Annotated in this window: 25 protein-coding genes and 1 pseudogene; 13 read left to right on the forward strand and 13 right to left on the reverse strand. The window is 62.8% G+C overall.

Features of this window, described 5'->3' with window-relative positions; genetic code table 11:
• Positions 1-219: 219 nt before the first annotated feature.
• The 3 genes from JOZ06_RS02210 to JOZ06_RS02220 all read right to left on the reverse strand — a co-directional run bounded on the left by JOZ06_RS02210 (position 220) and on the right by JOZ06_RS02220 (position 2,608).
• Entirely contained in the window at positions 220-744 is a 525-nt protein-coding gene (locus tag JOZ06_RS02210; protein WP_293228215.1) for a transposase, read from the reverse strand.
• 47 nt (positions 745-791) lie between these two features.
• Positions 792-1,574, reverse strand: coding sequence for a class III extradiol ring-cleavage dioxygenase (locus JOZ06_RS02215; protein ID WP_293228217.1), 783 nt, complete (start codon positions 1,572-1,574; stop codon positions 792-794).
• A 98-nt stretch (positions 1,575-1,672) separates the two neighbouring features.
• Positions 1,673-2,608, reverse strand: a complete 936-nt coding sequence (locus JOZ06_RS02220) for a dihydroorotate oxidase (RefSeq protein ID WP_293228219.1) — start codon at positions 2,606-2,608, stop codon at positions 1,673-1,675.
• A 146-nt stretch (positions 2,609-2,754) separates the two neighbouring features.
• Here JOZ06_RS02220 and dcd point away from each other — a divergent pair, with 146 nt between their 5' ends.
• The gene (gene dcd, locus JOZ06_RS02225) at positions 2,755-3,324 is read left to right on the forward strand and encodes a dCTP deaminase (RefSeq protein ID WP_293228220.1); all 570 of its coding nucleotides are present in this window, start codon (positions 2,755-2,757) and stop codon (positions 3,322-3,324) included.
• A gap of 270 nt (positions 3,325-3,594) precedes the next feature.
• On the opposite strand, the gene JOZ06_RS02230 is transcribed toward dcd, so the two are convergent.
• The 3 genes from JOZ06_RS02230 to JOZ06_RS02240 form a co-directional block, all read right to left on the reverse strand.
• Positions 3,595-3,885: a hypothetical protein gene (locus JOZ06_RS02230; RefSeq protein WP_293228222.1), complete on the reverse strand. Its 291-nt coding sequence runs from the start codon at positions 3,883-3,885 to the stop codon at positions 3,595-3,597.
• Between the two features lie 212 nt (positions 3,886-4,097).
• The gene (locus tag JOZ06_RS02235; RefSeq protein ID WP_293228224.1) at positions 4,098-4,508 is read right to left on the reverse strand and encodes a YchJ family protein; all 411 of its coding nucleotides are present in this window, start codon (positions 4,506-4,508) and stop codon (positions 4,098-4,100) included.
• Positions 4,505-4,975 carry a hypothetical protein gene (locus JOZ06_RS02240; protein WP_293228226.1) on the reverse strand — a complete coding sequence of 157 codons (471 nt, stop codon included), beginning with the start codon at positions 4,973-4,975 and terminating at the stop codon, positions 4,505-4,507. The genes JOZ06_RS02235 and JOZ06_RS02240 overlap by 4 nt, the downstream gene beginning before the upstream one ends.
• 119 nt (positions 4,976-5,094) lie before the next feature.
• Here JOZ06_RS02240 and JOZ06_RS02245 point away from each other — a divergent pair, with 119 nt between their 5' ends.
• Positions 5,095-5,955 carry an ion transporter gene (locus JOZ06_RS02245; protein ID WP_293228228.1) on the forward strand — a complete coding sequence of 287 codons (861 nt, stop codon included), beginning with the start codon at positions 5,095-5,097 and terminating at the stop codon, positions 5,953-5,955.
• Here the strand turns inward: JOZ06_RS02245 and JOZ06_RS02250 are convergent.
• A complete protein-coding gene (locus tag JOZ06_RS02250; protein ID WP_293228230.1) occupies positions 5,952-7,055 on the reverse strand; it encodes a glycerate kinase in 1,104 nt (367 codons plus the stop codon). The two genes, JOZ06_RS02245 and JOZ06_RS02250, sit on opposite strands and share 4 nt — an antisense overlap.
• Before the next feature lie 164 nt (positions 7,056-7,219).
• Positions 7,220-7,546: pseudogene (locus JOZ06_RS02255) on the reverse strand (ProQ/FINO family protein); the annotation flags it as partial.
• Between JOZ06_RS02255 and JOZ06_RS02260 the strand changes: the two are divergent.
• The 4 genes from JOZ06_RS02260 to JOZ06_RS02275 all read left to right on the forward strand — a co-directional run bounded on the left by JOZ06_RS02260 (position 7,545) and on the right by JOZ06_RS02275 (position 10,679).
• Entirely contained in the window at positions 7,545-7,835 is a 291-nt protein-coding gene (locus JOZ06_RS02260) for a hypothetical protein (protein WP_293228231.1), read from the forward strand. The pseudogene JOZ06_RS02255 and the gene JOZ06_RS02260 sit on opposite strands and share 2 nt — an antisense overlap.
• 395 nt (positions 7,836-8,230) lie before the next feature.
• A complete protein-coding gene (locus tag JOZ06_RS02265) occupies positions 8,231-9,100 on the forward strand; it encodes a metal ABC transporter solute-binding protein (protein WP_293228233.1) in 870 nt (289 codons plus the stop codon).
• A complete protein-coding gene (locus JOZ06_RS02270) occupies positions 9,101-9,895 on the forward strand; it encodes an ABC transporter ATP-binding protein (protein WP_293228235.1) in 795 nt (264 codons plus the stop codon).
• The gene (locus JOZ06_RS02275; protein ID WP_293228237.1) at positions 9,888-10,679 is read left to right on the forward strand and encodes a metal ABC transporter permease; all 792 of its coding nucleotides are present in this window, start codon (positions 9,888-9,890) and stop codon (positions 10,677-10,679) included. The genes JOZ06_RS02270 and JOZ06_RS02275 overlap by 8 nt, the downstream gene beginning before the upstream one ends.
• Here JOZ06_RS02275 and JOZ06_RS02280 read toward each other — a convergent pair.
• Positions 10,658-11,074: an OsmC family protein gene (locus JOZ06_RS02280; RefSeq protein ID WP_293228239.1), complete on the reverse strand. Its 417-nt coding sequence runs from the start codon at positions 11,072-11,074 to the stop codon at positions 10,658-10,660. The two genes, JOZ06_RS02275 and JOZ06_RS02280, sit on opposite strands and share 22 nt — an antisense overlap.
• Positions 11,075-11,192: 118 nt before the next feature.
• Here JOZ06_RS02280 and tsaD point away from each other — a divergent pair, with 118 nt between their 5' ends.
• Positions 11,193-12,218, forward strand: a complete 1,026-nt coding sequence (gene tsaD / locus JOZ06_RS02285; RefSeq protein ID WP_293228241.1) for a tRNA (adenosine(37)-N6)-threonylcarbamoyltransferase complex transferase subunit TsaD — start codon at positions 11,193-11,195, stop codon at positions 12,216-12,218.
• 17 nt (positions 12,219-12,235) lie between these two features.
• Positions 12,236-14,128: an ATP-binding cassette domain-containing protein gene (locus JOZ06_RS02290; RefSeq protein WP_293228243.1), complete on the forward strand. Its 1,893-nt coding sequence runs from the start codon at positions 12,236-12,238 to the stop codon at positions 14,126-14,128.
• Positions 14,129-14,695: 567 nt separating this feature from the next.
• Here JOZ06_RS02290 and JOZ06_RS02295 read toward each other — a convergent pair.
• The gene (locus tag JOZ06_RS02295; RefSeq protein ID WP_293228244.1) at positions 14,696-16,357 is read right to left on the reverse strand and encodes a SulP family inorganic anion transporter; all 1,662 of its coding nucleotides are present in this window, start codon (positions 16,355-16,357) and stop codon (positions 14,696-14,698) included.
• A gap of 142 nt (positions 16,358-16,499) precedes the next feature.
• Between JOZ06_RS02295 and JOZ06_RS02300 the strand changes: the two genes are divergently transcribed.
• From JOZ06_RS02300 to JOZ06_RS02310, 3 genes are read left to right on the forward strand one after another with little or no spacing between them, the layout of a single operon-like run.
• Positions 16,500-17,051, forward strand: coding sequence for a peptidylprolyl isomerase (locus tag JOZ06_RS02300; protein ID WP_293228246.1), 552 nt, complete (start codon positions 16,500-16,502; stop codon positions 17,049-17,051).
• A gap of 54 nt (positions 17,052-17,105) precedes the next feature.
• Entirely contained in the window at positions 17,106-17,606 is a 501-nt protein-coding gene (locus JOZ06_RS02305) for a peptidylprolyl isomerase (RefSeq protein ID WP_293228248.1), read from the forward strand.
• A gap of 54 nt (positions 17,607-17,660) precedes the next feature.
• Positions 17,661-18,383, forward strand: a complete 723-nt coding sequence (locus JOZ06_RS02310) for a UDP-2,3-diacylglucosamine diphosphatase (protein WP_293228249.1) — start codon at positions 17,661-17,663, stop codon at positions 18,381-18,383.
• 67 nt (positions 18,384-18,450) lie between these two features.
• Here JOZ06_RS02310 and JOZ06_RS02315 read toward each other — a convergent pair whose 3' ends face one another.
• From JOZ06_RS02315 to JOZ06_RS02325, 3 genes are all read right to left on the reverse strand, one after another.
• Complete coding sequence (locus JOZ06_RS02315) at positions 18,451-19,902, reverse strand: protein adenylyltransferase SelO (RefSeq protein WP_293228251.1); 1,452 nt, start codon at positions 19,900-19,902, stop codon at positions 18,451-18,453.
• A gap of 72 nt (positions 19,903-19,974) precedes the next feature.
• The gene (locus JOZ06_RS02320) at positions 19,975-20,454 is read right to left on the reverse strand and encodes a hypothetical protein (protein ID WP_293228253.1); all 480 of its coding nucleotides are present in this window, start codon (positions 20,452-20,454) and stop codon (positions 19,975-19,977) included.
• 24 nt (positions 20,455-20,478) lie between these two features.
• The gene (locus JOZ06_RS02325; protein ID WP_293228255.1) at positions 20,479-21,384 is read right to left on the reverse strand and encodes a LysR family transcriptional regulator; all 906 of its coding nucleotides are present in this window, start codon (positions 21,382-21,384) and stop codon (positions 20,479-20,481) included.
• A gap of 435 nt (positions 21,385-21,819) precedes the next feature.
• On the opposite strand from JOZ06_RS02325, the gene JOZ06_RS02330 reads away from it, so the two are divergent.
• Both JOZ06_RS02330 and acs read left to right on the forward strand, forming a co-directional pair.
• Positions 21,820-22,365: an acetate uptake transporter gene (locus JOZ06_RS02330; RefSeq protein WP_293228256.1), complete on the forward strand. Its 546-nt coding sequence runs from the start codon at positions 21,820-21,822 to the stop codon at positions 22,363-22,365.
• Positions 22,366-22,592: 227 nt separating this feature from the next.
• Entirely contained in the window at positions 22,593-24,557 is a 1,965-nt protein-coding gene (gene acs / locus JOZ06_RS02335; RefSeq protein ID WP_293228258.1) for an acetate--CoA ligase, read from the forward strand.
• The last annotated feature ends 347 nt before the right edge of the window (positions 24,558-24,904 follow it).

The following is a 24,904-nucleotide window of genomic DNA, read 5'->3' on the forward strand; positions in this document are numbered from 1 at the left end:
ACTGTCGAATCATCGCGGTTGGGGTAGTTTATTGGTTTTTATAAGCTTTTCGGCTTAACAGATGGGCATGATGCCACAGCCGCGGCGGGCAATCATGATGAACAGGTCGATAGGCCCGTTGACGAGTGGTTGTAGCATGCGTTCGCCGCAGGCAACGCACGGCATTCATGCACCGAGGGGTAGCCGTGCGTTGCTGCGCGAACGCACGCTACACCTGTCCTAATCCAGATAAGGTAAATCGGCGCCGTTGCCCGCCCAATCGAGCGGATACACACCCTGCGCCACCAATCGGAGAAACGTTGAGTAAGGCCAGTCGGCCACGCGCTTCACCAGGCCATGTTTGACCGGATTGATATGGATGTAATCCATGTGCGCCGTGAAATCCTCATCATCGCGGATCAGATGTTCCCAATAACGGCGTTGCCAGATACATCGCTCCCCTCTGCTACGCCGGGAGGCGCTGTCCATATCGTCATGGGGCACACCGCGCGAGAACTGTAACTTAATCAAACGCCAGCGTGACGCAAAATCTTCGTCCCCCTCCGGTAGTTGCCAAATGCAATGAAGGTGATCGGGCAGAACAACCCATGCATGGATGATAAAGGGGTGACGACGTTTCACGGCGCGAACCGACGCACGCAAACGGTCAATCTGCTCGATCAACAGCGCGTTGTTACGCCGTTTTTGCAGATTGACCGTGAAAAAATAGGTGCCGCCAGGACACCATGCGCGACGGTAACTCATGGGCACGATCCTCGCCCAAGCCATTCCCCATCGCAACATAGGAAAGTTTAATCAAACCGCCACAACGCCATCGACAAGCCGCCATAGCGCCAATCGTCGTGGATGCGCGTCGGCGCCACGCCGTCGCTGGCCGCGCCGAGCGCGATGAACAGCGGCAGGAAATGTTCGTCGCTGGGGTGATTGGTGCGCGCCTGCGGTGCTTGGCGGAGCCAATCGTCGAGCATTTCATCCTGCCGCGCCAGCAGCCGCGCGTCGACCCAGCCGGCGAATTCGCGCGCCCAGGCCGGCGGCTCGCTGCCGTCGGGCTGCATCTGCCACAGATTATGGGTGTAGCTGCCGGAGGCAAGAATCAGGATGTTCTCGTCGCGCAGCGGCCGCAGAGCGCGGCCGAAGGCGCGTAGACCCGCCTCGTCCAGGTTGCGCGGCAGCGACAGATTCACCACCGGCACATCCGCCTCGGGGAAAAGCCGCATCAGCGGCGTCCAAGCGCCGTGATCGAGCCCGCGCGCGGCGTCGTCCTCCAAGGCGAAACCACCGGCCGACAAGGCGGCACGCACCCGTTCGAGCCAAGGCGCCGTCGTTTGTGCCGGATAGCGCAGCGAATACAGCGCGCGCGGGAAACCGCCGAAATCGTGGATCGTGCCGGGCGCCGCCTGCGTCGCCATCAGCGGACGCGCGCTCTCCCAGTGCGCCGAAATCACGACGACCGCGGCCGGGCGAGGTTGCGACCGCCCGAACTCATCGAGGAAACGGGCGGTCGGGCTATCTTCCAGCGCCAGCGTGGGCGCGCCATGCGACACAAACAGAGCGGGTTGCGTGAAGGTTTGCATGATGCGATGTCCAGTTAGTTCGTATTAGTCCTAATCATAGTACGAATTTGTAGATCAACAAATCATGCAAATGTGCAGTTATTGTTTACTTATAGTAATCAATCAAACGTCTTCAGCCGGCCGCGGAAATCCGCCAGCGTCGTGTAGCCCTTGGCCGCCATCAAGTCCGCCAATTCGCGCTCGATGCGCGCGAAGGCCGCCACGCCCTCTTCCTGCAAGCAGGTGCCCAGCTGCACCGCCGTGGCGCCGCACAGGATATGCATGAAGGCTTCCGCGCCGCTCTTGATGCCGCCGCAACCGATGACGTGTTTCTCCGGCATCAAGCGCGCGAACTCGCGCACGTTCGCCAGTGCCGTCGGCAGCACATAGTCGCCGCCGAGCCCGCCGAGACCGCCCTTGGGTTTGATCAGCGTGGTTTCGCTCTCCAGGTCGATCAACAGCCCGTTGCCGACCGAATTGATGCAAGTCACGAAGCGCAGGCTATCGAAACGGTTGAGCAACGCCGCCATCTGGGCGAAATGCACCGGATCGAAATACGGCGGCAATTTGACCCCGAAAGGCCCCGGATACACCTGACAGAACGCCGCCAACGCCTCGGCCGTGGCGGCGAAATCGTATGCCAGCTGCGGCTTGCCCGGCAGATTGGGGCAGGACAGATTGACTTCGGGCAGACACGGCAAGCGCAGGTCGCGCAAGGCGGCCAGCATGTACAGGTTGTCTTCGAGCGTCATGCCGGCAATCGACACGAACAGCGGCTTGCGGTAATCGAAAGCTTGGGCGTAGTCGAAATAGTATTGATAACCCTCGTTGGGCAACCCCATCGAGTTGATGCTGCCCAACGCCGTTGCCCGGTAGCGCGGCTCCGGGTTGCCCTCGCGCGCTACTAGCGTGCAGCTCTTGGTCATCACCGCGCCGGCGGCCGAGCCGGCCACGGCATCCAACTCGTCACGGGTGCGGCACATCACCCCGGAAGCGTTGTAAAGCGGGGACGCCATCGACAGCCCCAACCATTGAAGCGACAAATCCACCGCCATGACACCTTCTCCTGCGACCAATGAAAGCGCGCAGTATGCCATAGCCGACCACCGGGCGATTTGATCTGCGCCAGCAGGCCCTGCCGCTGGCGGCGCTAAACACATCCGGGTAAAATCGACGCATTTACCTTCAGGAAGTCGACGCAATGAGTATCAAATCCGACAAGTGGATTCGCCGCATGGCAGAAGAGCACGGCATGATCGAACCCTTCGAGCCGGGTCAGATCAAGAGCGTGGACGGCCAGAAGGTCATTTCCTACGGCACGTCGAGCTATGGCTACGACATCCGCTGCGCCGACGAATTCAAGGTGTTCACCAACATCAACAGCACCATCGTCGACCCGAAGAATTTCGACCCGCAATCGTTCGTCGAAGTCTCCGGCAAAGGCTTTTGCCTGATCCCCCCCAACTCGTTCGCGCTGGCGCGCACGGTCGAATATTTCCGCATTCCGCGCCAAGTGCTGACGGTATGCCTGGGCAAGTCGACTTACGCGCGTTGCGGCATCATCGTCAACGTGACGCCGTTCGAACCCGAGTGGGAAGGCTACGTCACCTTGGAGTTTTCCAACACCACGCCGCTGCCGGCCAAGATCTATGCCAACGAAGGCGTGGCGCAAGTGTTGTTTTTCGAGTCCGACGAAGACTGCGACGTGTCGTATCGCGACCGTCAGGGCAAATACATGGGGCAAAGCGGCGTCACGCTGCCCAAACCGTGACCCCGTCGCGCCGCCCCGCAAAACCGCGCCCAGCGCGGTTTTTTTACATTTTATCAATCACTTAACTAAAAGAACCCCCAATTCATACATCGCTTTTTTTGCCCTAATGTCCTACGATAATTTCAGGGTGATGCTTCTGCACACATCACCCTGGCGCCTCTGGCGCCTTCTTGAGGCGTTGCGGTTCCCCCTTGCCGCCACGTCTTTTTTTTGTGCCAACAAAAGGGCGATGACGCCAACGCGTCACCGCCCTTTTTGTCTCCTTCGCGCTCAGAAGCAGCAATGCGATCCGGCGGCCTCCCTGGCCGAGCGCGCCAGCGCATCCAGATCATCGTCGAGCCCGGCGTGAATATCCTTCAACGCCGAGCGTAAAATCACAAACCCCAAATGCGCCGGCTCGCAGCCGAACACTTCGGCCAGCGCCTTGAGTTCGTGGCACGTCTGTCCATCCATCGGCAGTTGCACGCTGTGGGGCGTCTCGCCCAACAGCAGCTTGCACGCGGTATCCTCGCCGCGGCAGGCCTCCAATTCGTCCAGGAGACCCTTCAATGCCTCGCCCATGATCATCACCTCCTTGTCGCCTACGTCTCCCCCACTTCAATGGCTTCTATCCAAGCATAGTCGGCCGGCGGCCGGGATGGTGTTTTTATCTTAGGCGATTGATGCCACTCAAACGCTTGATTCAAAAGCATTTATTAGCCACAGAGAGAAATCGTCTCGCTTCACGGATAATTCACGTTATAGCCCAAGCCGGCGCACGCGCCGCAGCGAAGCTATTGCTCGCGCAGATCGCCGTCACGGTAATACCAGCGGCCGTCGACCGAGACGAAACGGCTAACCTCGTGCAGCCGTGCCGCGCGCCCGCCGAGCTTGTAGCGGGCGACGAACTCGACGACGCCCTCCAGATCGCCCGGCTCGCCCCCGGCCGTGCGCAGCACGTCCAGCCCGATCCATTTCAGCGCCGGACTTTCATCCGATAAATCGAGCCGATCCGGACGGCTATCGGCGTGCCACGTCGCCAGCAGATAGTCGACCGCCTGGCGGGTATAAGCCACGTAACGCGAGCGCATCAGCGCCTCGGCGGTGGGCGCCGGCGTCTCGGGGTGGTCGATATAGCGTCCGCAGCAATCGGCGTAGGCCGTGGCGAGGCCACAGGGGCAATTTGTCGGTGTCTTGCGTTTCATGGCGATGGGTTTTGCAACGGCGGCAGATCGAATAGCTGCATCAGGAAATTGGTAAACGCCGGATCGGCGGGGCGGTTGCTCAATGCCGGCCACTTGCGTTGCCAATCGCGCAGTTTCATCTCCATGCGCGCATGGCTCTCCTCGGCCGTCATTTCGTTGCGGTCACGCGAGATCGCCAGATAACGGTAAGTGGCGAAGGTCGAATCGTCGACGCGGTTGCTCCCCGCCACGCGCACCCGGTACACATTGAGCTGATCGGCCGCCTCGGTCCGCGACAGGCGTCCGGCCTCGACTTCGCCGGCAAGCCGGTTGGCTTCGCGGAAAATCAGGCTGACGTGAGACGGCTGCGCCGCGGCGGGACGCGCCGCGCTGCCGTGTCCGGAAAAGATCGGACTCGGCCATTGTTTGAAGCTGCCGCAACCGGTCAGCATCAGCGACGTCAACAACAGGATCGTCAGCGCTTTCATGTTTTGGAGTGTAATACATTACAACTCGCAAAAGGGAACCATCCCCGCGCGCACCGCGTCAGACTCCGTCATTCAAGGGTTTCCCGCCCGCTGACCAACCTGTCGGAATCTTACTCTTCATGTCTTTGCCCGACCTCGCTCGCGCCTTACGGCGCACACTACGCACGCTGCTGTTCGCGCCCGACACTTGGCGCGGCCGCCTGTTCGATCAAGTGCTGATCGCCGCCATCCTCCTGGCCGTATTGACAGTCACGCTGGAGAGCGTGCCCAGTATTCGCGCAGAGCACGCGCCGCTGTTGCACGCCGTCGACTGGGGGCTCACCCTGCTTTTCACCGTTGAATATCTGCTACGTCTATTTTGTGCGAGAAAACCGCTCCACTACGCGCGCAGCTTTTTCGGCATCATCGATCTCTTGGCCATCCTGCCGCAGTACATCGCGCTATTTCTGCCGCAAAGCCGCTTTTTGTCGGTGGTCCGCATCCTGCGCCTCTTGAGCATGTTCCGCGTCTTCAAGCTGACGCGCTATCTCGGGGTGGCGCAGAGCCTGCGCGACGCGCTACGCGCGAGCCAGCGCAAGATCACCGTCTTTCTGGTGGCGGCGCTGGTCATGGTGATGGTACTGGGCACGCTGATGTACGTCATCGAGGGGGAGGAAAACGGCTTTACCAGCATTCCGGTCAGCATTTATTGGGCGATCGTCACGCTCACCACGGTCGGCTATGGCGACATCGCGCCGCAAACGCCGCTCGGCCAGGCGCTGGCTAGTCTGGTGATGATTATCGGCTATGGCATGATCGCCGTACCCACCGGCATCGTCAGTTCGGAAATCGCCCGGCGCGATGGCGTGCAGGCCATCGAGGCGGTCTGCCGCCCTTGCGCGCTCGGCGAGCACGACCGCGACGCGCGCTACTGCAAATACTGCGGCCGGCCGCTTGTTGACCAAACGCAGTGGCAAATAACGGGTTCAGAGGGTCCCTAACGTGAGCGGCGCGCCAGGCGCGCGATCTGTTCCGCGGTGTCGGCGATCAGCGCCGCCGCGTTGGCCTTGGCATACGCCAGCGTGACCGGGCCGCGGCACAGGGAAAACGTCCCGTCGAAAGCGGCGGAAAGCGCCGGCAGCGCCTCGACGCCGCCAGAGAGCAGGCTGACCGGTACGCCGGCCGCGCGGGCGCGGCGCGCCACTTCCCACGGCGCCTTGCCCGCCAACGTCTGCGCATCGGAGCGCCCCTCGCCGGTCAACACCCAGTCCGCGCCGGCGAGCACCTGATCGAAGCGGCACAGATCGGCCACCGCCGCCGCGCCGGGCCGGCTCGCGGCGCCGAGAAAGCGCAAAGCGAAACCCAGGCCGCCGGCGGCGCCGGCACCCGGCACGACGGCCAAATCGGGCGCGAGCAAATCGGCCACGCGGGCCAGCGCCGCCTCCAACTGCGGCAAATCCGACGCCACCGCGCCTTTTTGCCGCCCGAAGGTGCGCGTCGCGCCATGCTCGCCCAGTAAAGGACAGTCGACGTCGCACCATACCTCGATCGGCACCTGGCCAAGCCGCGGGTCGAGCCCGGTCAGATCGACCCGCGCGGCAAGCGGTAACGACGCCGGCGAGCCGTCCAGCGCCTGTTCCTGGGCGTCGAGCCACACCGCGCCCAACGCCGAGAGACAGCCGGCGCCGCCCTCGTTGGTGCCCGATCCGCCAAGCGTCAGCACCAGCCGCCGGCAACCGGCATCGAGGCACGCGCGCATCAGCTGGCCGACACCGCGGCTCGTGCGCTGCATCAACGGGGTTCCGCCCGCCAACGGCAAGCCGACGATGCGGGCCGTTTCGATCAAGGCGGTGCCGTCTTCCAGCAGCAAACAAGCGACTTGGCGCTGGCGGCCGCTCAGATCGTCGGCCCAGGTCCGCTGCCAGTGGCCGCCAAGCGTATGCCGCAAGACCGCCAGCGTGCCCTCGCCCCCATCCGCCATCGGCTGCAGCGTGCACTGCGCGGTCGGATCGGCGCGCAAAATGCCGCTGGCCATGGCGTGCGCCACTTGATGCGCCGACAGACAGCCCTTGAAGGCATCGGGCGCCAGGATCCAATGCATGCAGACCTCACGACAAAAAACGCGGACCAAAACAAAAAAGCCACCGAGGTTTCCCTGCGGTGGCTTCTCGGCGCGAACGCTTACTCGGCTTCGGCCGGCGGCGCGCTTTGCGCTGCCGGCGCGACAGACCCCGGCGCCGCGGTAGGCTTCGGCAGCGATTGCAGCTCTGCCGCCCGCTTTTCTTCCGGCTTGACTTCGCCGGACGGCTTGCCGTTCAAATCGAACCGTTTGCCGCCGCGCGCCACCGATTTGATGTAGCGCGGCTTACGGCAGTGATTGGCGACCACGCGGGCGATCAACACCGGGTCGAACTGCGGCAAGGCGGCAATCAGACTCTCGTGAATGCCAAGCGCCAGAGGGCGAAACTGTCGGAATACGTCGAACTTACTATAAACATGTTCCGCGATCATCTCGGTCTGCTTCTTCTTGCTCAGACTTTGAACCGCGGATTTGAGCGCGGCGCCCAGTGCCGTTTCGGTATTTGGCTTCATGAAAACTTCAATCTATTCAGTTAATGCCCCGGCGGCCCAGCCGCCCGTCTGCGGTCCGCCCGATACTGCGTCCAGACCGTTGCCACATCTTGCCATCGACGCGATGGCAAAGCGCGTATCTTATGTCAAAACATTGAAAAAAGCGAAGCAAGCCGCAGTATTTTACGCTTTCAGCAGCAAAAAAGCGCCAGTTTCCGGCCGCACACGGCGCAACAGGCGAGATCCGCGCCGCCAAAGCGAGAGCGCAGCCAAAGCTTACTGCTCAAAATTGTTGTTAAAGTGCAATTAACTTGCCCATGTCATATATAAAGCATATATCACTACATTCACTGCAACCTATTGGTCAATAGTACTGCCATAAATTTCACGCATGGCTATTAAACCCACGTTAACACACCAGCTAATATACATTTTCGCGACATAAACTATCATTTTTTCGCCACGATTTACAGCGCGACACCCCTTTCAGGCACTATCGAACCGTCTTTCGCCAACACGAGAGGCTGCTCCGTACAGATGGGTTCGGGAGCAGATTTGAGCTGGAGAACTAACGTCTTATGAGCCGCCTTTGCGGCTCATTTTTTTTGCCCCACCCCCTCGTCTTGCCCCACGCCCGCGATTGACCGACAGGATGTTATACCGTAACATTTTGCCAGCCGTTATAACATAACATCGGAGAATGCCATGTCCTCACAACGCAAAGGTCTCGCCCTAGCGGCTCTGCTCCTTTCTCTCGCCCCCTGGGCCGGCGCGGCGCAGCCGGTCACGGTCGTCGCCGCGGAAAATTTCTACGGCGATCTGGCGCAACAGGTCGGCGGCCCGCTGGTGCAGGTCACGAGCATCATGAACAATCCCGACCAAGACCCGCATCTGTTCGAGGCCAGCGCCTCCACGGCGCGCGCGCTGAGCGCCGCCCGCCTGGTCGTCTACAATGGCGTCGACTACGATCCCTGGATGGACAAGCTGCTGTCGGCCGCGCGCGCACCCAACCGCGCCGAGATCGTCGCCGGGAAACTCTTGGGCAAGAAATCCGGCGATAATCCGCATCTATGGTACGATCCCGCCACGATGCCGGCCGTCGCTCGCGCCATCGCGGGCAACCTGACGCGCATCGATCCCGCGCATCGCGCCGACTACCAGCGCAATCTGACGCAAGTGCTTGCACGCCTCGGCGTCATTCAAGCGCGCGTTCAAGCGCTGCGCGGTCGCACCGCCGGCAAGACGGTCACCGCCACCGAGCCTGTGTTCGGCTACATGGCGCAGGCGCTCGGCCTCTCGATGCGCAACGCGCGCTTCCAGCTGGCCGTCATGAACAACACCGAACCGAGCGCCGCCGACGTCGCCGCCTTCGAACACGATTTGAAGACCCGCCAAGTCAGCGTGCTGTTCTATAACAACCAAGCCTCCGACGCATCGGCCAAGCGCATGCAGAAGCTGGCGCAGCAATCCGGCGTCGCCGTCGTCGGCGTCAGCGAAACCATGCCGGCCGGCCGGCATTACCAGGATTGGATGCTGTCACAATTGGACGTATTGGAGAAAGCGCTGAGTCATTAAATGGAAGTTTTGCGTCTTGATCGGGTCACCGTGACATTCCGCGACCGCCGGGTACTCGACGATGTCAGCCTGATGGTCGAACAAAACCAGTTCATCGGCGTGCTCGGCCCCAACGGCGCCGGCAAAACCACGCTGATGCGCGCCATTCTCGGACTGATCCGCCCGGATGCCGGTCAGATCACCGTGCTCGGCCAAAGCGGCCTGCGCGGCAACCCCGACATCGGCTATATGCCTCAGGTGCGCAGCGCCAACGCAAGCCTCAGGCTGTGCGGACGCGATTTCGTCGCCATCGCGCTACATGGGCACCGCTGGGGCTGGCCCCGGCTCAATCGGCAAGCGTGGCTCGACGTCGACCGCGCGCTCGAACTGGTCGACGCCCGCGATTTGGCGCGCCGGCCGCTCGCCGAGCTGTCCGGCGGCCAACGCCAACGTCTGCTGCTCGCTCAAGCGCTGATCGGCCGCCCACGGCTGTTGTTGCTGGACGAACCGCTCATCAGTCTCGACCCGCGCCATCAGCATGGCGTGATCGAGCTGGTGCGCCAGGTGCGCGAAGCGCTCGGCATCACGGTGCTATTCTCCGCGCATGAACTCAATCCGCTCCTACCCGCCATCGATCAAGTGCTGTATCTCGGCCACGGCCACCTGGCGTTGGGCCCGGTCGACGAGGTGATCCAGCCCGACGTGCTGTCGCGCTTGTATGGCGCGCCGATCGACGTGGTACGCCAAAACGGGCGCGTCTTTGTCATGTCCGGCGAAGTCGACGTCGAGAAAGAGGAGCACTGTCACGATGCTTGAATACGACTTCATGCAGCATGCGCTGATCGCCGGCGGCATCGTTGCCCTGCTGGCAGGCGTTGTGGGTTATTTTCTGGTACTGCGCGGCCAAACGTTCGCCGGGCACGCGCTGTCGCACGTCGGCTTCGCCGGCGCCACCGGCGCCGCGCTGGTGGGCGCGTCACCGATGGGCGGCATGATCGCGGTCACCTTGGCCAGCGGCGTGGCCATGGGTTATCTCGGCGATCGGCTGCAAGGCAGCGACATCGCCATCGGCTCGGTGCTATCCCTGTCGCTGGGGCTCGGCATGCTGTTTCTGCACTTCTACACCAGCTACGCCACGCAGGCGACCGCGCTGTTGTTCGGCAACGTGCTCGGCGTCGACGTCGACACGCTGTGGTGGCTCACGCTCATGGCGCTGGTGAGCCTGGCGGTGCTGGCGCTGCTCGCGCGGCCGCTGCTGTTCGTCAGTCTGCAGCCCGAGCTCGCCGAAGCCAGAGGGGTGTCGCTGCGTCGGGTGTCGATGCTGTTTTTGGCGATTGTCGCGCTGGCGACCGCCGCCTCGGTGCAGATCGTTGGTGTGCTGCTGGTATTTACGCTGATGGTCGGGCCGGGCGCCACGGCGCAGAAGCTCACGGTCCGCCTCGGTCCCGGCATTGTGCTGGCCGCGTCGATCGCGCTGGCGGAAACCTGGCTCGGCATCACGCTGGCCTACGTCACCGATTGGCCAACCAGCTTCTGGATCACGGCATTGAGTACCGCCGGCTATCTGCTCGCGTCGCTTTACGCTTCGCGCAGCACGTAGTCGTGACTGATCTCGGCGGTCTTGCCGAGCATGATCGACGCCGAACAATACTTCTCGGCCGACAGCGATAGCGCACGCTCGACCGCCTCCGGCTTCAAATCGCGCCCGGTCAACTCGAAGTGGAAATGGATGCGCGTGAACACCTTGGGATCGGTGTCCGCGCGCTCGGCCTCGATCGATACCCGGCAATCGCGCACGTCCTGGCGCGCCTTCTTCAGAATGGTGATGACGTCGTAGCTGGTGCAGCCGGCGGTGCCGAGCAACAACAGCTCCATGGGCCGCGGCCCCAGATTGCGCCCGCCGCCTTCCGGCGCGCCATCCATCACCACCGCGTGGCCGCTGCCCGATTCGCCCATGAAGCACACGCCATCGACCCATTGCAATGCAGCTTTCATCTCATTCCCCTTGATTAATGACCTGAAAATAACATGATCGATTTGGGGCTTCAAAGATTCACCGGTAGAATGGAAAGCTTTCTTTGTTATAAGCAGCCGAGACGGCTCGCGGAGCATCATGCTGGTACTGGGTATCGAATCTTCCTGCGATGAAACCGGCGTTGCGCTGTACGACAGCGAACGCGGCCTGGTCGCGCACCATTTGCACACACAGATGGCCATGCACGCCGAATACGGCGGCGTGGTGCCGGAACTCGCCAGCCGCGACCACATCCGCCGCGTCATTCCGCTGACCGAGGCCTGCCTCGCCGAGACCGGGCTTCGCCTGACCGACGTGGACGCCATCGCCTACACCCAGGGCCCCGGGCTCGGCGGCGCCCTCTTGGTGGGCACCAGCGTGGCCAACGCGCTGGCGTTCGGTCTCGACATTCCGGTCATCGCCGTGCATCACCTCGAAGGCCACTTGCTCTCGCCGCTGCTGGCCGAGCCGCGGCCGGCTTTCCCGTTTCTCGCGCTCTTGGTGTCCGGCGGCCATACTCAGTTGATGGCGGTCCATGGCATCGGCCACTACGAAGTGTTGGGCGAAACGCTGGATGACGCCGCCGGCGAGGCCTTCGACAAGACCGCCAAGCTTCTCGGCATCGACTACCCCGGCGGCGCGACGCTATCGCGGCTGGCGGAAAGCGGCGATCCCGCGCGCTTCACCCTGCCGCGGCCGATGCTCAACTCGCCCGACCTCGACATGAGTTTTTCCGGCCTGAAAACCGCGGTGTTGACACTGGTGCGCCAGCAAGAGGCCCAGAACGGCGCCATCGACGACGCCACGCGCAACGACATCTGCCGCGCCTTCCAGGAGGCCATCGTCGAGGTGCTGGTGAAGAAATCGCTCAAGGCGCTCAAACAGACCGGCATGAAGCGTCTGGTCGTCGCCGGCGGCGTCGGCGCCAACCGCCAATTGCGCACCGCCCTCGACTTGGCCGCCTCTCGGCGCAAATTCGACGTTTTCTATCCGCCTTTGGCGCTCTGTACCGACAACGGCGCCATGATCGCCTTCGCCGGCGCCATGCGCCTCGCCTTCGCCCACCCCGCCGCCGGCTTCAGCGTCAAACCGCGTTGGGACCTGGCGAGCCTCCCTGCCGCTTAGAGGCACTTTGCACCGCCATGATACAAATTAAGCATCTCGCGCTTCGGCGCGGCCTGAAAGAACTGCTCAACGACGCCACGCTGACCCTGAATCCCGGTTACAAGGCGGGGCTCACCGGCGCCAACGGCGTCGGCAAATCCAGCCTGTTCGCGCTGTTGCGCGGCGAGTTGCACGCCGATGCCGGCGGCGCCGAGATTCCGCCTCATTGGGTGATCGCCCACGTGGCGCAGGAAACGCCTGCCCTCGCGCAAAGCGCGCTCGATTTCGTGCTCGACGGCGACAGCGAGCTGCGCGCGCTCGAAGCGCGCCTCGCCGCGGCAGAAGCCGCCGGCGACGGCATGGCCCAGGGCCATCTTCACGACGCGCTCGCGCATATCGACGCCTACAGCGCGCCGGCGCGCGCCGCGCGGCTGTTGGGCGGCCTGGGTTTCGATACGGACGAGCACGCGCGGCCGGTCTCCAGCTTCTCCGGCGGCTGGCGCATGCGGCTGAACTTGGCGCAGGCGCTGATGTGCCGCTCCGACCTGCTGCTATTGGACGAACCGACCAACCACCTCGACCTGGAAACCGTGCTGTGGTTGGAGGAATGGCTGAAAAGCTACCCCGGCACGCTGCTGGTGATCTCGCACGACCGCGACTTTCTCGACGCGATCTGCAGCCATATCGTCGAGATGGCGCAACAGGACCTGACGCTCTACACCGGCAACTACAGCCAGTTCGAGGTCATGCGCGCCGAGCGCATGACGCGTCAGCAGGCCGACTTCGACAAGCAGCAGCTGCAAATCGCGCATCTGGAAAATTTCATCCGCCGCTTCAAGGCCAAGGCCAGCAAGGCGCGCCAGGCGCAAAGCCGCGTCAAGGCGCTGGAAAAGCTGGAGCGCATTGCGCCGGCGCATGTGCATTCTCCGTTCGACTTTCATTTCGCCACGCCCGATAGTCTGCCCAATCCGCTGTTGCGCCTGGACGAGGTCGCCGCAGGCTACAACGGCCGCGCCATTCTGTCCGGCGTCGCCCTGTCGGTCGAGGCCGGCAGCCGCATAGGCCTGTTGGGCGTCAACGGCGCCGGCAAGTCGACCCTGGTGAAGGTGCTGGCAGGCGAACTCGCGCCCTTGTCCGGCCAATGCATCGCTTCGCCCACGATCCGCATCGGCTATTTCGCCCAGCACCAGCTGGAGCACCTGCGGCTGGACGAATCGCCGTTGTGGCATCTGCAAAAGAAGGCGCCGCAGGCGCGCGAGCAGGAGCTGCGCAGCTTCCTCGGCGGCTTCAATTTCCGCGGCGACATGGTCAACGACCCGGTCGGACCGATGTCCGGCGGGGAGAAGGCGCGGCTCGCGCTGGCGCTGATCGTCTGGGACCGGCCGAATCTGCTGCTGCTGGACGAACCGACCAACCACCTCGACCTGGAAATGCGCCACGCGCTGACCATGGCTTTGCAGGACTTTCCCGGCGCGCTATTGGTGGTATCGCACGACCGCGCGCTATTGGAGAGCACCACCGACAGCTTCTGGCTGGTGGCCGGGGGCACGGTGCGGCCGTTCGACGGCGACCTGGAGGACTATCGCCAGTGGCGGCTCGCGCAGCTGGCCGAGGATGTCCGTCCGGCCGGCGGCGACGCCAGCGTCAACCGCAAGGAGCAAAAGCGTCTCGAGGCGGAAGAGCGGCAACGGCTGTCGCGAGAACGCAAGCCGCTGCAGCAACGGCTCGCCAAGCTTGAGCGCGAGCTAGAGGCGCTCGGCGCGGAGAAGTCGGAACTGGACGCGTTTCTGGCCTCGACCGAAGCCTATGCGGACAGCAACCGCGAGCGGCTGACCGTCTGCGTCAAACGCCAAGGAGAAGTCAGCGCGCAACTGGAACAGGTGGAAGAAGACTGGCTGGCGGTGCAGGAGGCGCTGGAAGCGCTGGGCTGACGGTCGGGCGTCGGGCGTCGTACTGTAAACGCCACCCCCACTCCCGCTTTCAAGGTATTGCCGTTACTCCCGCAGTCAAAGATCGCACAGGCTTAACGGCGGGAGTAAAAGCAAAACCTTAACGGCGGGAGTAAAAGCTCGCCTCCACTCCCGCTTTCAAGGTGTTGCCCCGACGCCCGGTTTTACTACTCCCCACTCCCTACTCCCCTTAATGACATTCCCCACCGGGTTGTTCACAAAAAAATCGGGATAACACTGTGGATAACCCTGTTAATTGCCTGTCGCGCCATGGGTTTGACGCACTGGTCAAATTCTACCCACAAAAAGAACATACTTAGTCACTACAAGACCGGCAAAAGTTCCTCGCAAACATCCGCCACAAGGAGAAAAATGGCAGATCCCCTGTCATTTAGACCAGAGTCATAAACATATAACTCAAATGATGATTTCAGGTTGCCCACAGCAAACGGGGATAAGCCTGTGGACAACCCTGTTAATTGCCTGTCTCGCCGAAGGTTTGTCGCACTGGTCAAATTCTATCCAGCGCGAACCGATCCTCCCGGCCGTTCACCCCCACACCACCCCGTCTGTCAGCAAGGTCTCGGCGCGCGTCAGGGCGGCGGCCAGGTCCGGCTGCAAGTTGCTCTCGCCCATATCGGCCGCCAGGCGGGAACCGACCAACATCTGCACCACCTCGGGCGCCGCGCCGCAGAGGATCAGCGCGCGGCCCTGCTCGCGCAGCTTGCTGTTGAGGCTATCGAGCGCCAATAAGCCGGTGGTGTCCAATAGCACCAGCCGGTGCAACTGCAGAATGATCACGCGCGCATCGGGCGCTTGATGCAGCAGTTGCTCGACCGTATCGGCCGCGCCGAAGAAGAGCGCGCCCTCGATGCGGAAGGCGGCGCAGCCGGCCGGCACGGTCTTGCCGGCAATCGAATGACGCTCGAACAGCTGCGCGTATTCCGGCTTGAGCAGATGCACGCCGGTATTGCGCGCCATGTTCTGAATGAAGAACACCGCCGCCATCAACAACCCGATCTCCACCGCCACCGTCAGATCGAAGGTCACGGTCAGCACGAAGGTGACGATCAGGATCGCGGTATCGCGCCGCGGGAACAGTTTGGCCTTGCGCACGTCCCAATCGCCCATTTTCAGCGACACCGACACCAGGATCGCCGCCAACACCGCCAGCGGAATGTACGATGCCAGCGGCGCGGCAATGAGCAGGATCAACAGCAGCACCACCGCGTGCACCACGGCCGCCACCGGCGTGCGGCCGCCGTTGCTGATGCTGGTCGCCGTGCGCGCCACCGCGCCGGTGGCCGGAATGCCGCCGAACAGCGGCGACACCAGATTGGCGATGCCCTGAGCCATCAGTTCCTGGTTGGCGTCGTGCTTGTCGTTGGTCATGGTGTCGGCCACCACCGCGCACAACAGCGATTCGATCGCGCCCAAGAGCGCGATGGTGAAGGCCGGCGCCAAAAGGTCGGAGAGGTGGTTGAAATCCAGCGCCGGCACGGTCAACTTCGGCAAGCCCTGCGGGATCGCGCCGAACTTGGTGCCGATGGTCGCCAGCGGCACATGCAGCAGCGTACAGGCCACCGTGCCCAACACCAAGGCAACGAACGGCGAGGGAAGAATCTTGTTGAGGCGGCGCGGCCAGAACAGAATCACCGCCAGCGTGACGACCGCCACCACCGTGGTGGTCGGATCGAGATGCGGCAGCGACTGGCGCAGCGTGACCGCCACGGCGAAGAAGCCTGACGGCATATGCGCGACCGGCAAGCCGAAAAAGTCCTTCAGCTGCGTTAGAAAGATCAACAGCGCAATGCCGTTGGTAAAGCCGGTAATCAGCGGCATCGGGAAGAAGCGGATCACCTGCCCCAGGCGCAGCACGCCCATCAAGATCAACATCACCCCGGCCATCATCGTGCAGATCATCAGATTGGCCACGCCGTACTTCAGCACGATGCCGTATAGAATGACGATGAATGCGCCGGTGGGACCGGTGACGGACAGCCGCGTGCCGCCGAACAGCGCCGCCAGCAAGCCGCCGACGACCGCGGTGAAAATCCCGGCCTGCGGCGTCACCCCGGAGGCCATGGCAAACGCCATGGCCAGCGGCAAGGCAACGATCCCCACCGTCAGCCCCGCCATCAAGTCGTGACGGAAGGTCAGCCGGTCATAGCCGGCAAGGCAGTCCAGCAAACGTGGACGAAAAGCGATCATGACTTCATTTCTTTCTGTTTACGTTAACGACATAGCTGCCGAAGCAGTCTGATTCACCTGAAACACTTGCCGGAAACCCGCCATGGCTGTGCTACACTCTCCCGGTCTCAATCCCGGTCTCAACCGCAGCTGGAATCAAGCAATGAAAAAAGTGCTCGCGCTCCTCGCGCTCCTGCCAACTTTGGCATTGGCCGCCCCGGTCGTGGAACTCGACACCAATGTGGGCAATATCGAGATTACGCTTGATCAGGCGCACGCACCTAAAACCGTTGCCAATTTTCTGGCCTATGTCAAATCTGGCCATTACAATGGTACTGTATTCCACCGTGTTATAGAGGGCTTCATGATCCAGGGCGGCGGTTTTGATGCCCAGCTCAAGCAACGCCCGACCCGCGCGCCGATCGCCAACGAGGCCGCCAATGGCCTGAAAAACACCGCCGGCACCATTGCCATGGCGCGTACGCCCGAACCCAATTCAGCCACCTCGCAGTTTTTTATCAACGTGGCCAACAACGACCCGCTGAATTTCCGTGACAGCAGCCCCGAGGGCATCGGTTACGCGGTATTCGGCAAAGTCACGCGCGGGATGGACGTGGTAATGCGTATCTCGCACATGAAAACCGTGGACGTCGGCATGATGTCCGACGTACCGGAAAAACCGGTGATCATCATCAAGGCCTCGATCAAGGGCTGATCCCCATCCATTGACTGCCGTGTGTCCCACACTGCCATACCCAAGGAAGACCTCATGATCAAACTGACCACCAACCTCGGCGACATCATGCTCGAGCTGTATCATGACCGCGCGCCGGACACCGCCGCCAACTTCGAACAGTACGTGCGCGACGGCCACTACGACGGCACCATCTTTCATCGCGTCATCAACGGCTTCATGATCCAGGGCGGCGGCTTCACCGCCGATATGGAACAAAAGGAAACCCGCGAGCCGATCAAGAACGAAGCCAATAACGGCGTGGGCAACAAGACCTACACCATCGCCATGGCGCGCACCATGGACCCGCACTCGGCCTCGGCCCAGTTCTTCATCAACGTCGCCGACAACGACTTCCTCAACCACACCTCTCCGACCGCTCAGGGCTGGGGCTATGCCGTGTTCGGCGAGGTCGTTGATGGCAAGGAAGTGGTCGATCGCATCAAGACCGTGCCGACCGGCCGCCACGGCGGTCACCAGGACGTGCCCAAGGAACCGGTCACCATCCTTAAGGCCGAAGTGATCGACGCCGCCTGATTCACCGCGCCCCCCGCCCTCGGGGGGCGCTTCCCGACGCCCTTCGGAGCCGCCATGGCCATCCACCTGATTTCCGATCTCCACCTTTCCGACGACACGCCCGAACTCACCGCACTGTTCCTCGGCACGCTGCAAGCCTGGCAGGGTCAGCTCGACGCCTTGTACATCCTGGGAGATTTGTTCGAATACTGGGTCGGCGACGATGACGATTCGCCGTTCTTGCGCGACACGCTGGCGGCCATGCGCGCGTTCGCCGACAAGACGCCGCTGTACGTCATGCACGGCAATCGGGATTTTCTGCTGGGTGAAGGCTTTGCCCGCGCCAGCGGCGCGCGGCTACTGTCCGATCCGCATCCGCTCGTGGTCGGCGGCGCGCGTTATCTGTTAAGCCACGGCGACGCGCTGTGCACCGACGACACCGCCTACCAGCAATTCCGCGCGCAAAGCCGCTCGCCCGCCTGGCAGCAGGCGATGCTGGCGCGGCCGCTGGCCGAACGGCACCTGATCGCGCGCATGGCGCGCCAGGAAAGCGAGGCGGCAAAGCGCCAGACCGGCCTGACCGCCATCTCGGACGTCACCGACGCGGCGGTGCTGGCACTGCTGGATGCCCACGGCTGGCCGGTACTGGTGCACGGTCATACCCACCGGCCGGCGGTCCATGTGGTCGAGCGCGGCGAGCGCCAGACCCAACGCTGGGTCATCGCCGACTGGCATGACGGCCAAGGCGGCTATCTGGCCATCGACGGCCACGGCATCGGCGCGCACGCGCTGCCCTGACACGGCGGCGACGTTCACCCTGTAGCCGTGCGTTCGCGAAGCAACGCACGTACACGCCATCTCTTTATCAGCTGGAACAGCTCAAGCAGATCTCGCCCGCCCACTCGGGCGGCAGCGCCGCGTAGTCCTCGAACGCCGGGGCCTCGTCGAATGGCCGCGACAGACACTGCCGCAGGCGTTCGATCTCGCCGAAGTCGCGCGCGTCGCGCGCTTGGGCGATCGCCTGTTCGGCCAAATAGTTACGCAAGATATATTTCGGATTGACCGCCAGCATCGCCGCCTGCCGCTCGGCGTCGACGCTCCCCTCGTCGGCGAGCCGCGCGCGATAGCGATCGCACCAGGCGCGCCAGGCTTCCGGCTCGGCGAAGAGCGCCGCCACGTCGTCACCCGCCCCCTGCCCGTCAAACCGGCTCAAACGGCGGAAGAACACGGTGAAATCGGCGGACTGGCCATGCAACAACAAGAGCAGCGCCTGCACCAGCTCGTCGTCCCCCTCGCGCGCCACGAAGAGCCCGAGCTTGGCGCGGAAGCGATCGAGAAAAGCGCGGCTGAACGCGTCGGGGAATTGATCCAGCACCGCGCGCAGGTCGGCTTCCTCGACCAGCGGCGTGAGCGCGCTGGCCAGACAGTACAGATTCCAATGCGCGATGCGCGGCTGCTGGTTATAGGCATAGCGGCCGGCGTGGTCGGAGTGGTTGCAGATGTGCGCGGCGTCGAAAGCGTCCAGAAAGCCGAACGGCCCGTAGTCGAGCGTCAGGCCGAGCATCGACATGTTGTCGCTGTTCATCACGCCATGGCAGAAGCCGACCGCCTGCCAGGCGGCGACCAATTCGGCGGTGCGGCGCGCGACCTCGGTGAACATCGCCAGATAAGGCCGGTCGGCGTCCCGGCATTCGGCAAAGTGGTGTTGCAGCAGATAATCGGCCAGCTCGCGCACCGCGTCGTGCTGACCGCGATGATAGAACACCTCGAACGAACCGAAGCGCACAAAGCTCGGCGCGACCCGCGTCAATACCGCCGTGGTCTCGGCCGTCTCGCGCCAGACCGTCTCGTCCGACCCCGCCAGGCACAGCGCGCGCGTGGTCGGAATGCCCAAGCCATGCATGGCCTCGGAGCACAGGTACTCGCGGATGCTGGAACGCAGCACCGCGCGGCCGTCGCCCATGCGCGAGAACGGCGTGCGCCCAGCGCCTTTCAACTGCAGCTCCATGCGTTCGCCGCCAAGCGGCAGATCGCCCAAGAGCAGCGCCCGGCCGTCGCCGAGCTGCGGCACGTAGACGCCGAACTGATGGCCGGCGTAGATCGCCGCCAACGGCGTCATGTCCGCCGGCACGTCGTTACCGGCGAAGAGCGCGAGATGGGCGTCGAGCGTCGCCGCGGAAAGCCCCAGCTCGGCGGCTAACGGGGCGTTTTGCGCCACCCAATACGGGTCGGACAGCGGCGTGGGGCGCACGCGGCGCCAGAAGGTCTCGGGCAGGTCGAGAAACCGGCGGCCGAAGGGGGGCAAAGGATGGCTCATGCCCGGATTTTAGCGGGCGGACGAGGGGATAAAAACGTGGATGATAGTAGGGCTATCCGCCTGCCGGGCCCGTCACTTGGCGCGGCCACAACCGCTCTTGCGCGGATAGCCGCCAGCAGGCGCCGCCGCGCCCTGCCCGCTTTCCCACGCGCGGCGCGCCTCTCGCGCCGCGTTGACCGCCGCGGCCGACAAGCGCACGGTGGCGAAATGACTGACTTGGCGCGTCATTTTGGCGATGGCGCCGCAGGACGCGTCGGAGAGCCGCAGCGCGCGGGTGAACGGATAATCGTCATCCTGCCACGGCGTGAGCCAGAACGCGTGCACCGCGCTCAGCCATTGCTCCACCGCCCGCTGCATGTCGCGCTGGGTATCGGCCTGCACTTGCCACAGCGTCAACGAGGCGCTGAGCGCGTCGTCGACGTGGTGCTGCAGATCCTGGCCTTGCAAAGACATGGCGGAGCCGAACGCCTCCATCACCGATTGGCAGACCTCGCGCTGTGCCGCGCTCAGGCAGCGACGATGATGGTCCAGGGTTTCAAAATAGGCTTGCATGCGCGCTCCGCCGGGATGAAAGAGTTAGCGATGACCGAGCACTTCGGGATCGTGCAACTGCCAGACCTCGTTTAACGTGTCGAGCAACAGCCGGATGACCGGATCGCTCTCGCGGTCCGCGGGGTAGATGAACTGCAGATCGTAGCGCTTACGCACGCCCGGCACCACATAGAGCGCGCCTTCCGCTTCCAGGCCCAGCGCAATCTCCTCGCGCAGGAGGCCAACGCCGACACCGGCGGTCACGAGCGACACCAGCGTGTCGAGATGGTCGCATTCAGCCACCTTGCGCGGCGCGATGGAGAGTTCGCGCCACAGTTCGCTGGTAAGACGATGAAAGCTGGAGAATTGTGACAGGCCGATCCACGGCAGTTTACCGAGCTCGCGAATCTGCCCGCCGTCGAGGCGCTCGCGCCAGGCGCACGGCATGGCCAGCACGAAAGGCAAGCGGCACAGCAAAATGCTGTTGACGTTGGCGTAAGGGTTCTTGCCCAGGAAGAAACCGGCTTCGAACTCGTGCTTGCGCACTTTGTTGAGCACGTCGATGGTCACGCCTTGCGACAAACGCAAGTCCAGCAGCGGATAACGCTGCGTCAGTCGCGCCACCCACGGGCCAACGCGCAGCCAATCCGGCGACAACGAGGTGCCAATGCGCGCGAGTCCGGCGGGCTGTCCTTTCAGGCCGCGCGCATGATCGACCAGTTGCCGCGCCGATGCCAAAATCGACTGCGCGCGCGGCAACAGCTCCTGGCCCGCCAGCGTCAGCGTGACGCCACCGGCCGTGCGCTCGAACAACGGCAGTCCGACCTCTTCTTCCAACGCCTTGATTTGCGCGGTCACCGCCGGTTGCGACAGATGCAACTGTTCGGCAGCCTGGGTCAAATGCCCTTGCTGCGCCACGGTGACGAAAGTGCGCAGTTGATAGATTTCCATGGCGATCTCACCCGCCGCGCGAGCCGCTCCCTGTTTCCCATGTTTTGATGGCAACGAGCATAGCAGCTATGCATTTTGACTACAACGCAGCCGTTATGCCTGGCCCCGGTCCATCTTCCGTCAGAGAAAAACACCAAAATGGAGCAAAAAATCTACTCTATTACAATGATTTATATGATTTTTTGCGACGCATCATCGGTCACACAAATTTGCGACATCAAAAAATGCGATTGGCCAGCATCCATGCACATCACATATGTTGCAGCAAGCGGCGCCCCCCCGCGGAATCTACGCGGGCAAAAGACCGCCGCGGGCGATACCACGCCTGAATAACAACAAACGGACCAGCAATTCGATTCATTCCTTTGTTTGATCCACCACGATGCCTGACTGGCATGGGACTGCATCACTCACACTACACAAGGAGACGCACACATGGACAACAAACTGGCCAACCCCGCCCCTCTCGGGCTCTGCGGTTTCGCCCTCACGACATGGCTGCTCAGCATGGTCAACGCCGGCTGGTTCAGCGGTGACGCGGTGCCGATGGTGCTCGCCTGCGCGTTCGCGTTCGGCGGCACGGCGCAATTCTTCGCCGGATTGATGGAAATGCCGCGCGGCAACACCTTCGGGTTCGTCGCGTTCTGCGGTTATGGCTCGTTCTGGTGGACCTTCGCTCTGTTCGTCGTGTTCTTCGCCAACAAGGTGCCAGGCGCGTTCGTCGGCTGGTATCTGCTGCTGTGGGGCCTGTTCACCGCCATGCTGTGGGTGGCGTCGCTCAAAAAGAACACCGCGCTCAAGCTGATCTTTACCGCCTTGACGGTGACCTTCTTCCTGCTCGCCTTCAAGGATCTGTTCGGTTTGGCGAGCCTGGGCGTGCTCGGCGGCTATCTGGGCATGGTCACCGCCGCGCTGGCTTTCTATCTGGCCGCGGCCGAAGTCATCAACGAATCGTACGGCAAGACGGTATTGCCGATCTGATTGCCTGACCATGGGCGGGGTTGTCCCCGCCCATTTTCATTCCCAGGGGCGATTTCGAGTAAAAACACGACTATATGTTATTGATTAATATATGTTTTTGCATTGCATCATCGAAACAAATAATTCAACACATCAGAAAATGCGATTGGCGAGCCGAGCCGCAAGCTCGTAACGTTAGCTAAACAACGAAATGGCCGTCCCATAGATTGCACAGAGGAGAACACCGCATGTCCGGCATCGAATCCATTCTCAAAGAAACCCGCAGCTTTCCGCCCTCCGACGACTTCCGCCAAAAGGCGGTCATCCCGGGCATGGAAGCCTACAATGCCTTGTGCGATCAGGCCAACGGCCAATATCTGTCCTTCTGGGGCGATATGGCGCGTGAACTGCTGAGTTGGAAAAAGCCGTTCTCGCGCGTGCTCGACGAGAGCGCCGCGCCGTTCTTCAAATGGTTCGACGACGGCCAACTCAATGTGTCGTATAACTGCATCGACCGCCACCTGGCGCAAAACGCCAACAAAATCGCGCTGATCTTCGAAGCCGACGACGGCGCAGTGACCCGCGTCACCTACGCCGAACTGCACCGTCGCGTCTGCCAATTCGCCAACGGCCTGAAGAGCCTGGGCATCAAGAAAGGCGACCGCGTGGTGATATACATGCCGATGGTGATCGAAGCCATCGTCGCCATGCAGGCTTGTGCCCGGATCGGCGCCATCCATTCGGTGGTGTTTGGCGGCTTCTCCGCCGGCGCGCTGCGCGACCGCGTGCAGGATGCGGGCGCCCGCCTGCTGATCACCGCCAACGAAGGCCTGCGCGGCGGCAAGGGCGTGCCGCTCAAGGCCACGACCGATGAAGCCATCGCCTTGGGCGGCTGCGACACCGTCGAACACGTCGTGGTCTACCGCCGCACCGACTCCGAACCCGCCTGGGACGCCAACCGCGACGTCTGGTGGCATCAATTGGTGGAAAAGCAGCCGGAACAATGCGAACCGGAATGGATGAATGCCGAGGACCCGCTGTTCATCCTCTACACCTCCGGCTCGACCGGCAAACCCAAGGGTATCCAGCACTCGACCGCGGGCTACCTGCTGGGCGCCATCAACAGCTTCCGCTGGGTCTTCGACTACCGTCCCAACGACGTCTTCTGGTGCACCGCCGACGTCGGTTGGATCACCGGCCACACCTATGTCTGCTACGGCCCGCTGGGCAATGGCGCGACCCAAGTCATCTTCGAAGGCGTGCCGACCTACCCGGACGCCACGCGCTTCTGGCGCATGATCGAGCGGCACAAGGTCAGCCTGTTCTACACCGCGCCGACCGCCATCCGCTCGCTGATCAAGCTCGGCGCCGACGCACCCAAGCAATTCGACCTGTCGTCGCTGCGCGTGCTCGGCACGGTCGGCGAGCCGATCAATCCGGAAGCCTGGATGTGGTACTACGAGGTGGTCGGCGGCGGCCGCTGCCCGATCGTCGACACCTGGTGGCAAACCGAAACCGGTTCGGCCATGATTGCGCCGCTGCCGGGCGCCGTGCCGACCAAGCCCGGTTCCTGCACACTGCCGCTACCTGGCGTCATGGCCGACATCGTCGACGAGTCCGGTGCGCCGGTGGAAGCCGGCAAAGGCGGCTTCCTGGTGATCAAGAAGCCGTTCCCGAGCCTGGTGCGCACTATCTGGGGCGACCCGGAGCGCTTCAAGAAAACCTATTTCCCGGAAGAGTTCGATGGCAAGTTCTACCTGGCCGGCGACTCGGCGCACCGCGACGAAAACGGCTACTTCTGGATCATGGGCCGTATCGACGACGTGCTCAACGTTTCCGGCCACCGCCTAGGCACGATGGAAATCGAATCGGCCTTGGTAGCCAACCCGCTGGTGGCCGAGGCCGCCGTGGTCGGCAAGCCGCACGAGATCAAGGGCGAGGCGGTGGTCGCGTTCGTGGTGCTCAAGGGACCGCGGCCGCAGGGCGACGAGGCGCGCAAGGTGGCCGACAACCTCAAGCAATGGGTGGCGCACGAAATCGGCAAGATCGCCCAGCCGGACGAAATCCGCTTCGGCGAGAACCTGCCCAAGACCCGCTCCGGCAAGATCATGCGCCGCTTGCTGCGTTCGCTGGCGCGCGGCGAGGAGATCGTGCAGGACGTTTCGACGCTGGAAAATCCGCAGATCCTGCAGCAGTTGCAGGAGTCCGCCTAAGTCTCCGGGGGGAGCGAGACGACGCCGGCGCCTAGACGCGGCGCGTGATAAAGGCAACAAACGACACTGACAGCCCGGCGCTTGCCGGGCTTTTTATTGCCTTAGAACCGCTAACAAAACACATTTCGTGGTTGGGTAGCGTGCGCTCGCGCAGCAACGCACGGCCTCAGGACTCGCATAAGACGTGCTACAAAACTTGAGCAGAGCCTTAGCGGAGCTTTTGTTAGAGATTCTTAGGGAACGCTTAAGGAGAGTAGGATTAAGCTCGGGATTTTCGCCCCGGCAACTCGTCTAGACCAGCAATATCTGTCAGGACAGGTGACGCCGGTACAGGCATAGTGGCAGGT

The sequence above is a fragment of the Paludibacterium sp. genome (assembly GCF_019232825.1).
Lineage (GTDB): Bacteria > Pseudomonadota > Gammaproteobacteria > Burkholderiales > Chromobacteriaceae > Paludibacterium.

Excerpts from the sequence above, each read along its gene's own strand:
- JOZ06_RS02210 (WP_293228215.1), bottom strand. The coding sequence starts at position 744 with ATGAGTTACCGTCGCGCATGGTGTCCTGGCGGCACCTATTTTTTCACG.
- JOZ06_RS02215 (WP_293228217.1), bottom strand. The coding sequence starts at position 1,574 with ATGCAAACCTTCACGCAACCCGCTCTGTTTGTGTCGCATGGCGCGCCC.
- JOZ06_RS02220 (WP_293228219.1), bottom strand. The coding sequence starts at position 2,608 with ATGGCGGTGGATTTGTCGCTTCAATGGTTGGGGCTGTCGATGGCGTCC.
- dcd (WP_293228220.1), top strand. The coding sequence starts at position 2,755 with ATGAGTATCAAATCCGACAAGTGGATTCGCCGCATGGCAGAAGAGCAC.
- JOZ06_RS02230 (WP_293228222.1), bottom strand. The coding sequence starts at position 3,885 with ATGGGCGAGGCATTGAAGGGTCTCCTGGACGAATTGGAGGCCTGCCGC.
- JOZ06_RS02235 (WP_293228224.1), bottom strand. The coding sequence starts at position 4,508 with ATGAAACGCAAGACACCGACAAATTGCCCCTGTGGCCTCGCCACGGCC.
- JOZ06_RS02240 (WP_293228226.1), bottom strand. The coding sequence starts at position 4,975 with ATGAAAGCGCTGACGATCCTGTTGTTGACGTCGCTGATGCTGACCGGT.
- JOZ06_RS02245 (WP_293228228.1), top strand. The coding sequence starts at position 5,095 with ATGTCTTTGCCCGACCTCGCTCGCGCCTTACGGCGCACACTACGCACG.
- JOZ06_RS02250 (WP_293228230.1), bottom strand. The coding sequence starts at position 7,055 with ATGCATTGGATCCTGGCGCCCGATGCCTTCAAGGGCTGTCTGTCGGCG.
- JOZ06_RS02260 (WP_293228231.1), top strand. The coding sequence starts at position 7,545 with ATGAAAACTTCAATCTATTCAGTTAATGCCCCGGCGGCCCAGCCGCCC.
- JOZ06_RS02265 (WP_293228233.1), top strand. The coding sequence starts at position 8,231 with ATGTCCTCACAACGCAAAGGTCTCGCCCTAGCGGCTCTGCTCCTTTCT.
- JOZ06_RS02270 (WP_293228235.1), top strand. The coding sequence starts at position 9,101 with ATGGAAGTTTTGCGTCTTGATCGGGTCACCGTGACATTCCGCGACCGC.
- JOZ06_RS02275 (WP_293228237.1), top strand. The coding sequence starts at position 9,888 with ATGCTTGAATACGACTTCATGCAGCATGCGCTGATCGCCGGCGGCATC.
- JOZ06_RS02280 (WP_293228239.1), bottom strand. The coding sequence starts at position 11,074 with ATGAAAGCTGCATTGCAATGGGTCGATGGCGTGTGCTTCATGGGCGAA.
- tsaD (WP_293228241.1), top strand. The coding sequence starts at position 11,193 with ATGCTGGTACTGGGTATCGAATCTTCCTGCGATGAAACCGGCGTTGCG.
- JOZ06_RS02290 (WP_293228243.1), top strand. The coding sequence starts at position 12,236 with ATGATACAAATTAAGCATCTCGCGCTTCGGCGCGGCCTGAAAGAACTG.
- JOZ06_RS02295 (WP_293228244.1), bottom strand. The coding sequence starts at position 16,357 with ATGATCGCTTTTCGTCCACGTTTGCTGGACTGCCTTGCCGGCTATGAC.
- JOZ06_RS02300 (WP_293228246.1), top strand. The coding sequence starts at position 16,500 with ATGAAAAAAGTGCTCGCGCTCCTCGCGCTCCTGCCAACTTTGGCATTG.
- JOZ06_RS02305 (WP_293228248.1), top strand. The coding sequence starts at position 17,106 with ATGATCAAACTGACCACCAACCTCGGCGACATCATGCTCGAGCTGTAT.
- JOZ06_RS02310 (WP_293228249.1), top strand. The coding sequence starts at position 17,661 with ATGGCCATCCACCTGATTTCCGATCTCCACCTTTCCGACGACACGCCC.
- JOZ06_RS02315 (WP_293228251.1), bottom strand. The coding sequence starts at position 19,902 with ATGAGCCATCCTTTGCCCCCCTTCGGCCGCCGGTTTCTCGACCTGCCC.
- JOZ06_RS02320 (WP_293228253.1), bottom strand. The coding sequence starts at position 20,454 with ATGCAAGCCTATTTTGAAACCCTGGACCATCATCGTCGCTGCCTGAGC.
- JOZ06_RS02325 (WP_293228255.1), bottom strand. The coding sequence starts at position 21,384 with ATGGAAATCTATCAACTGCGCACTTTCGTCACCGTGGCGCAGCAAGGG.
- JOZ06_RS02330 (WP_293228256.1), top strand. The coding sequence starts at position 21,820 with ATGGACAACAAACTGGCCAACCCCGCCCCTCTCGGGCTCTGCGGTTTC.
- acs (WP_293228258.1), top strand. The coding sequence starts at position 22,593 with ATGTCCGGCATCGAATCCATTCTCAAAGAAACCCGCAGCTTTCCGCCC.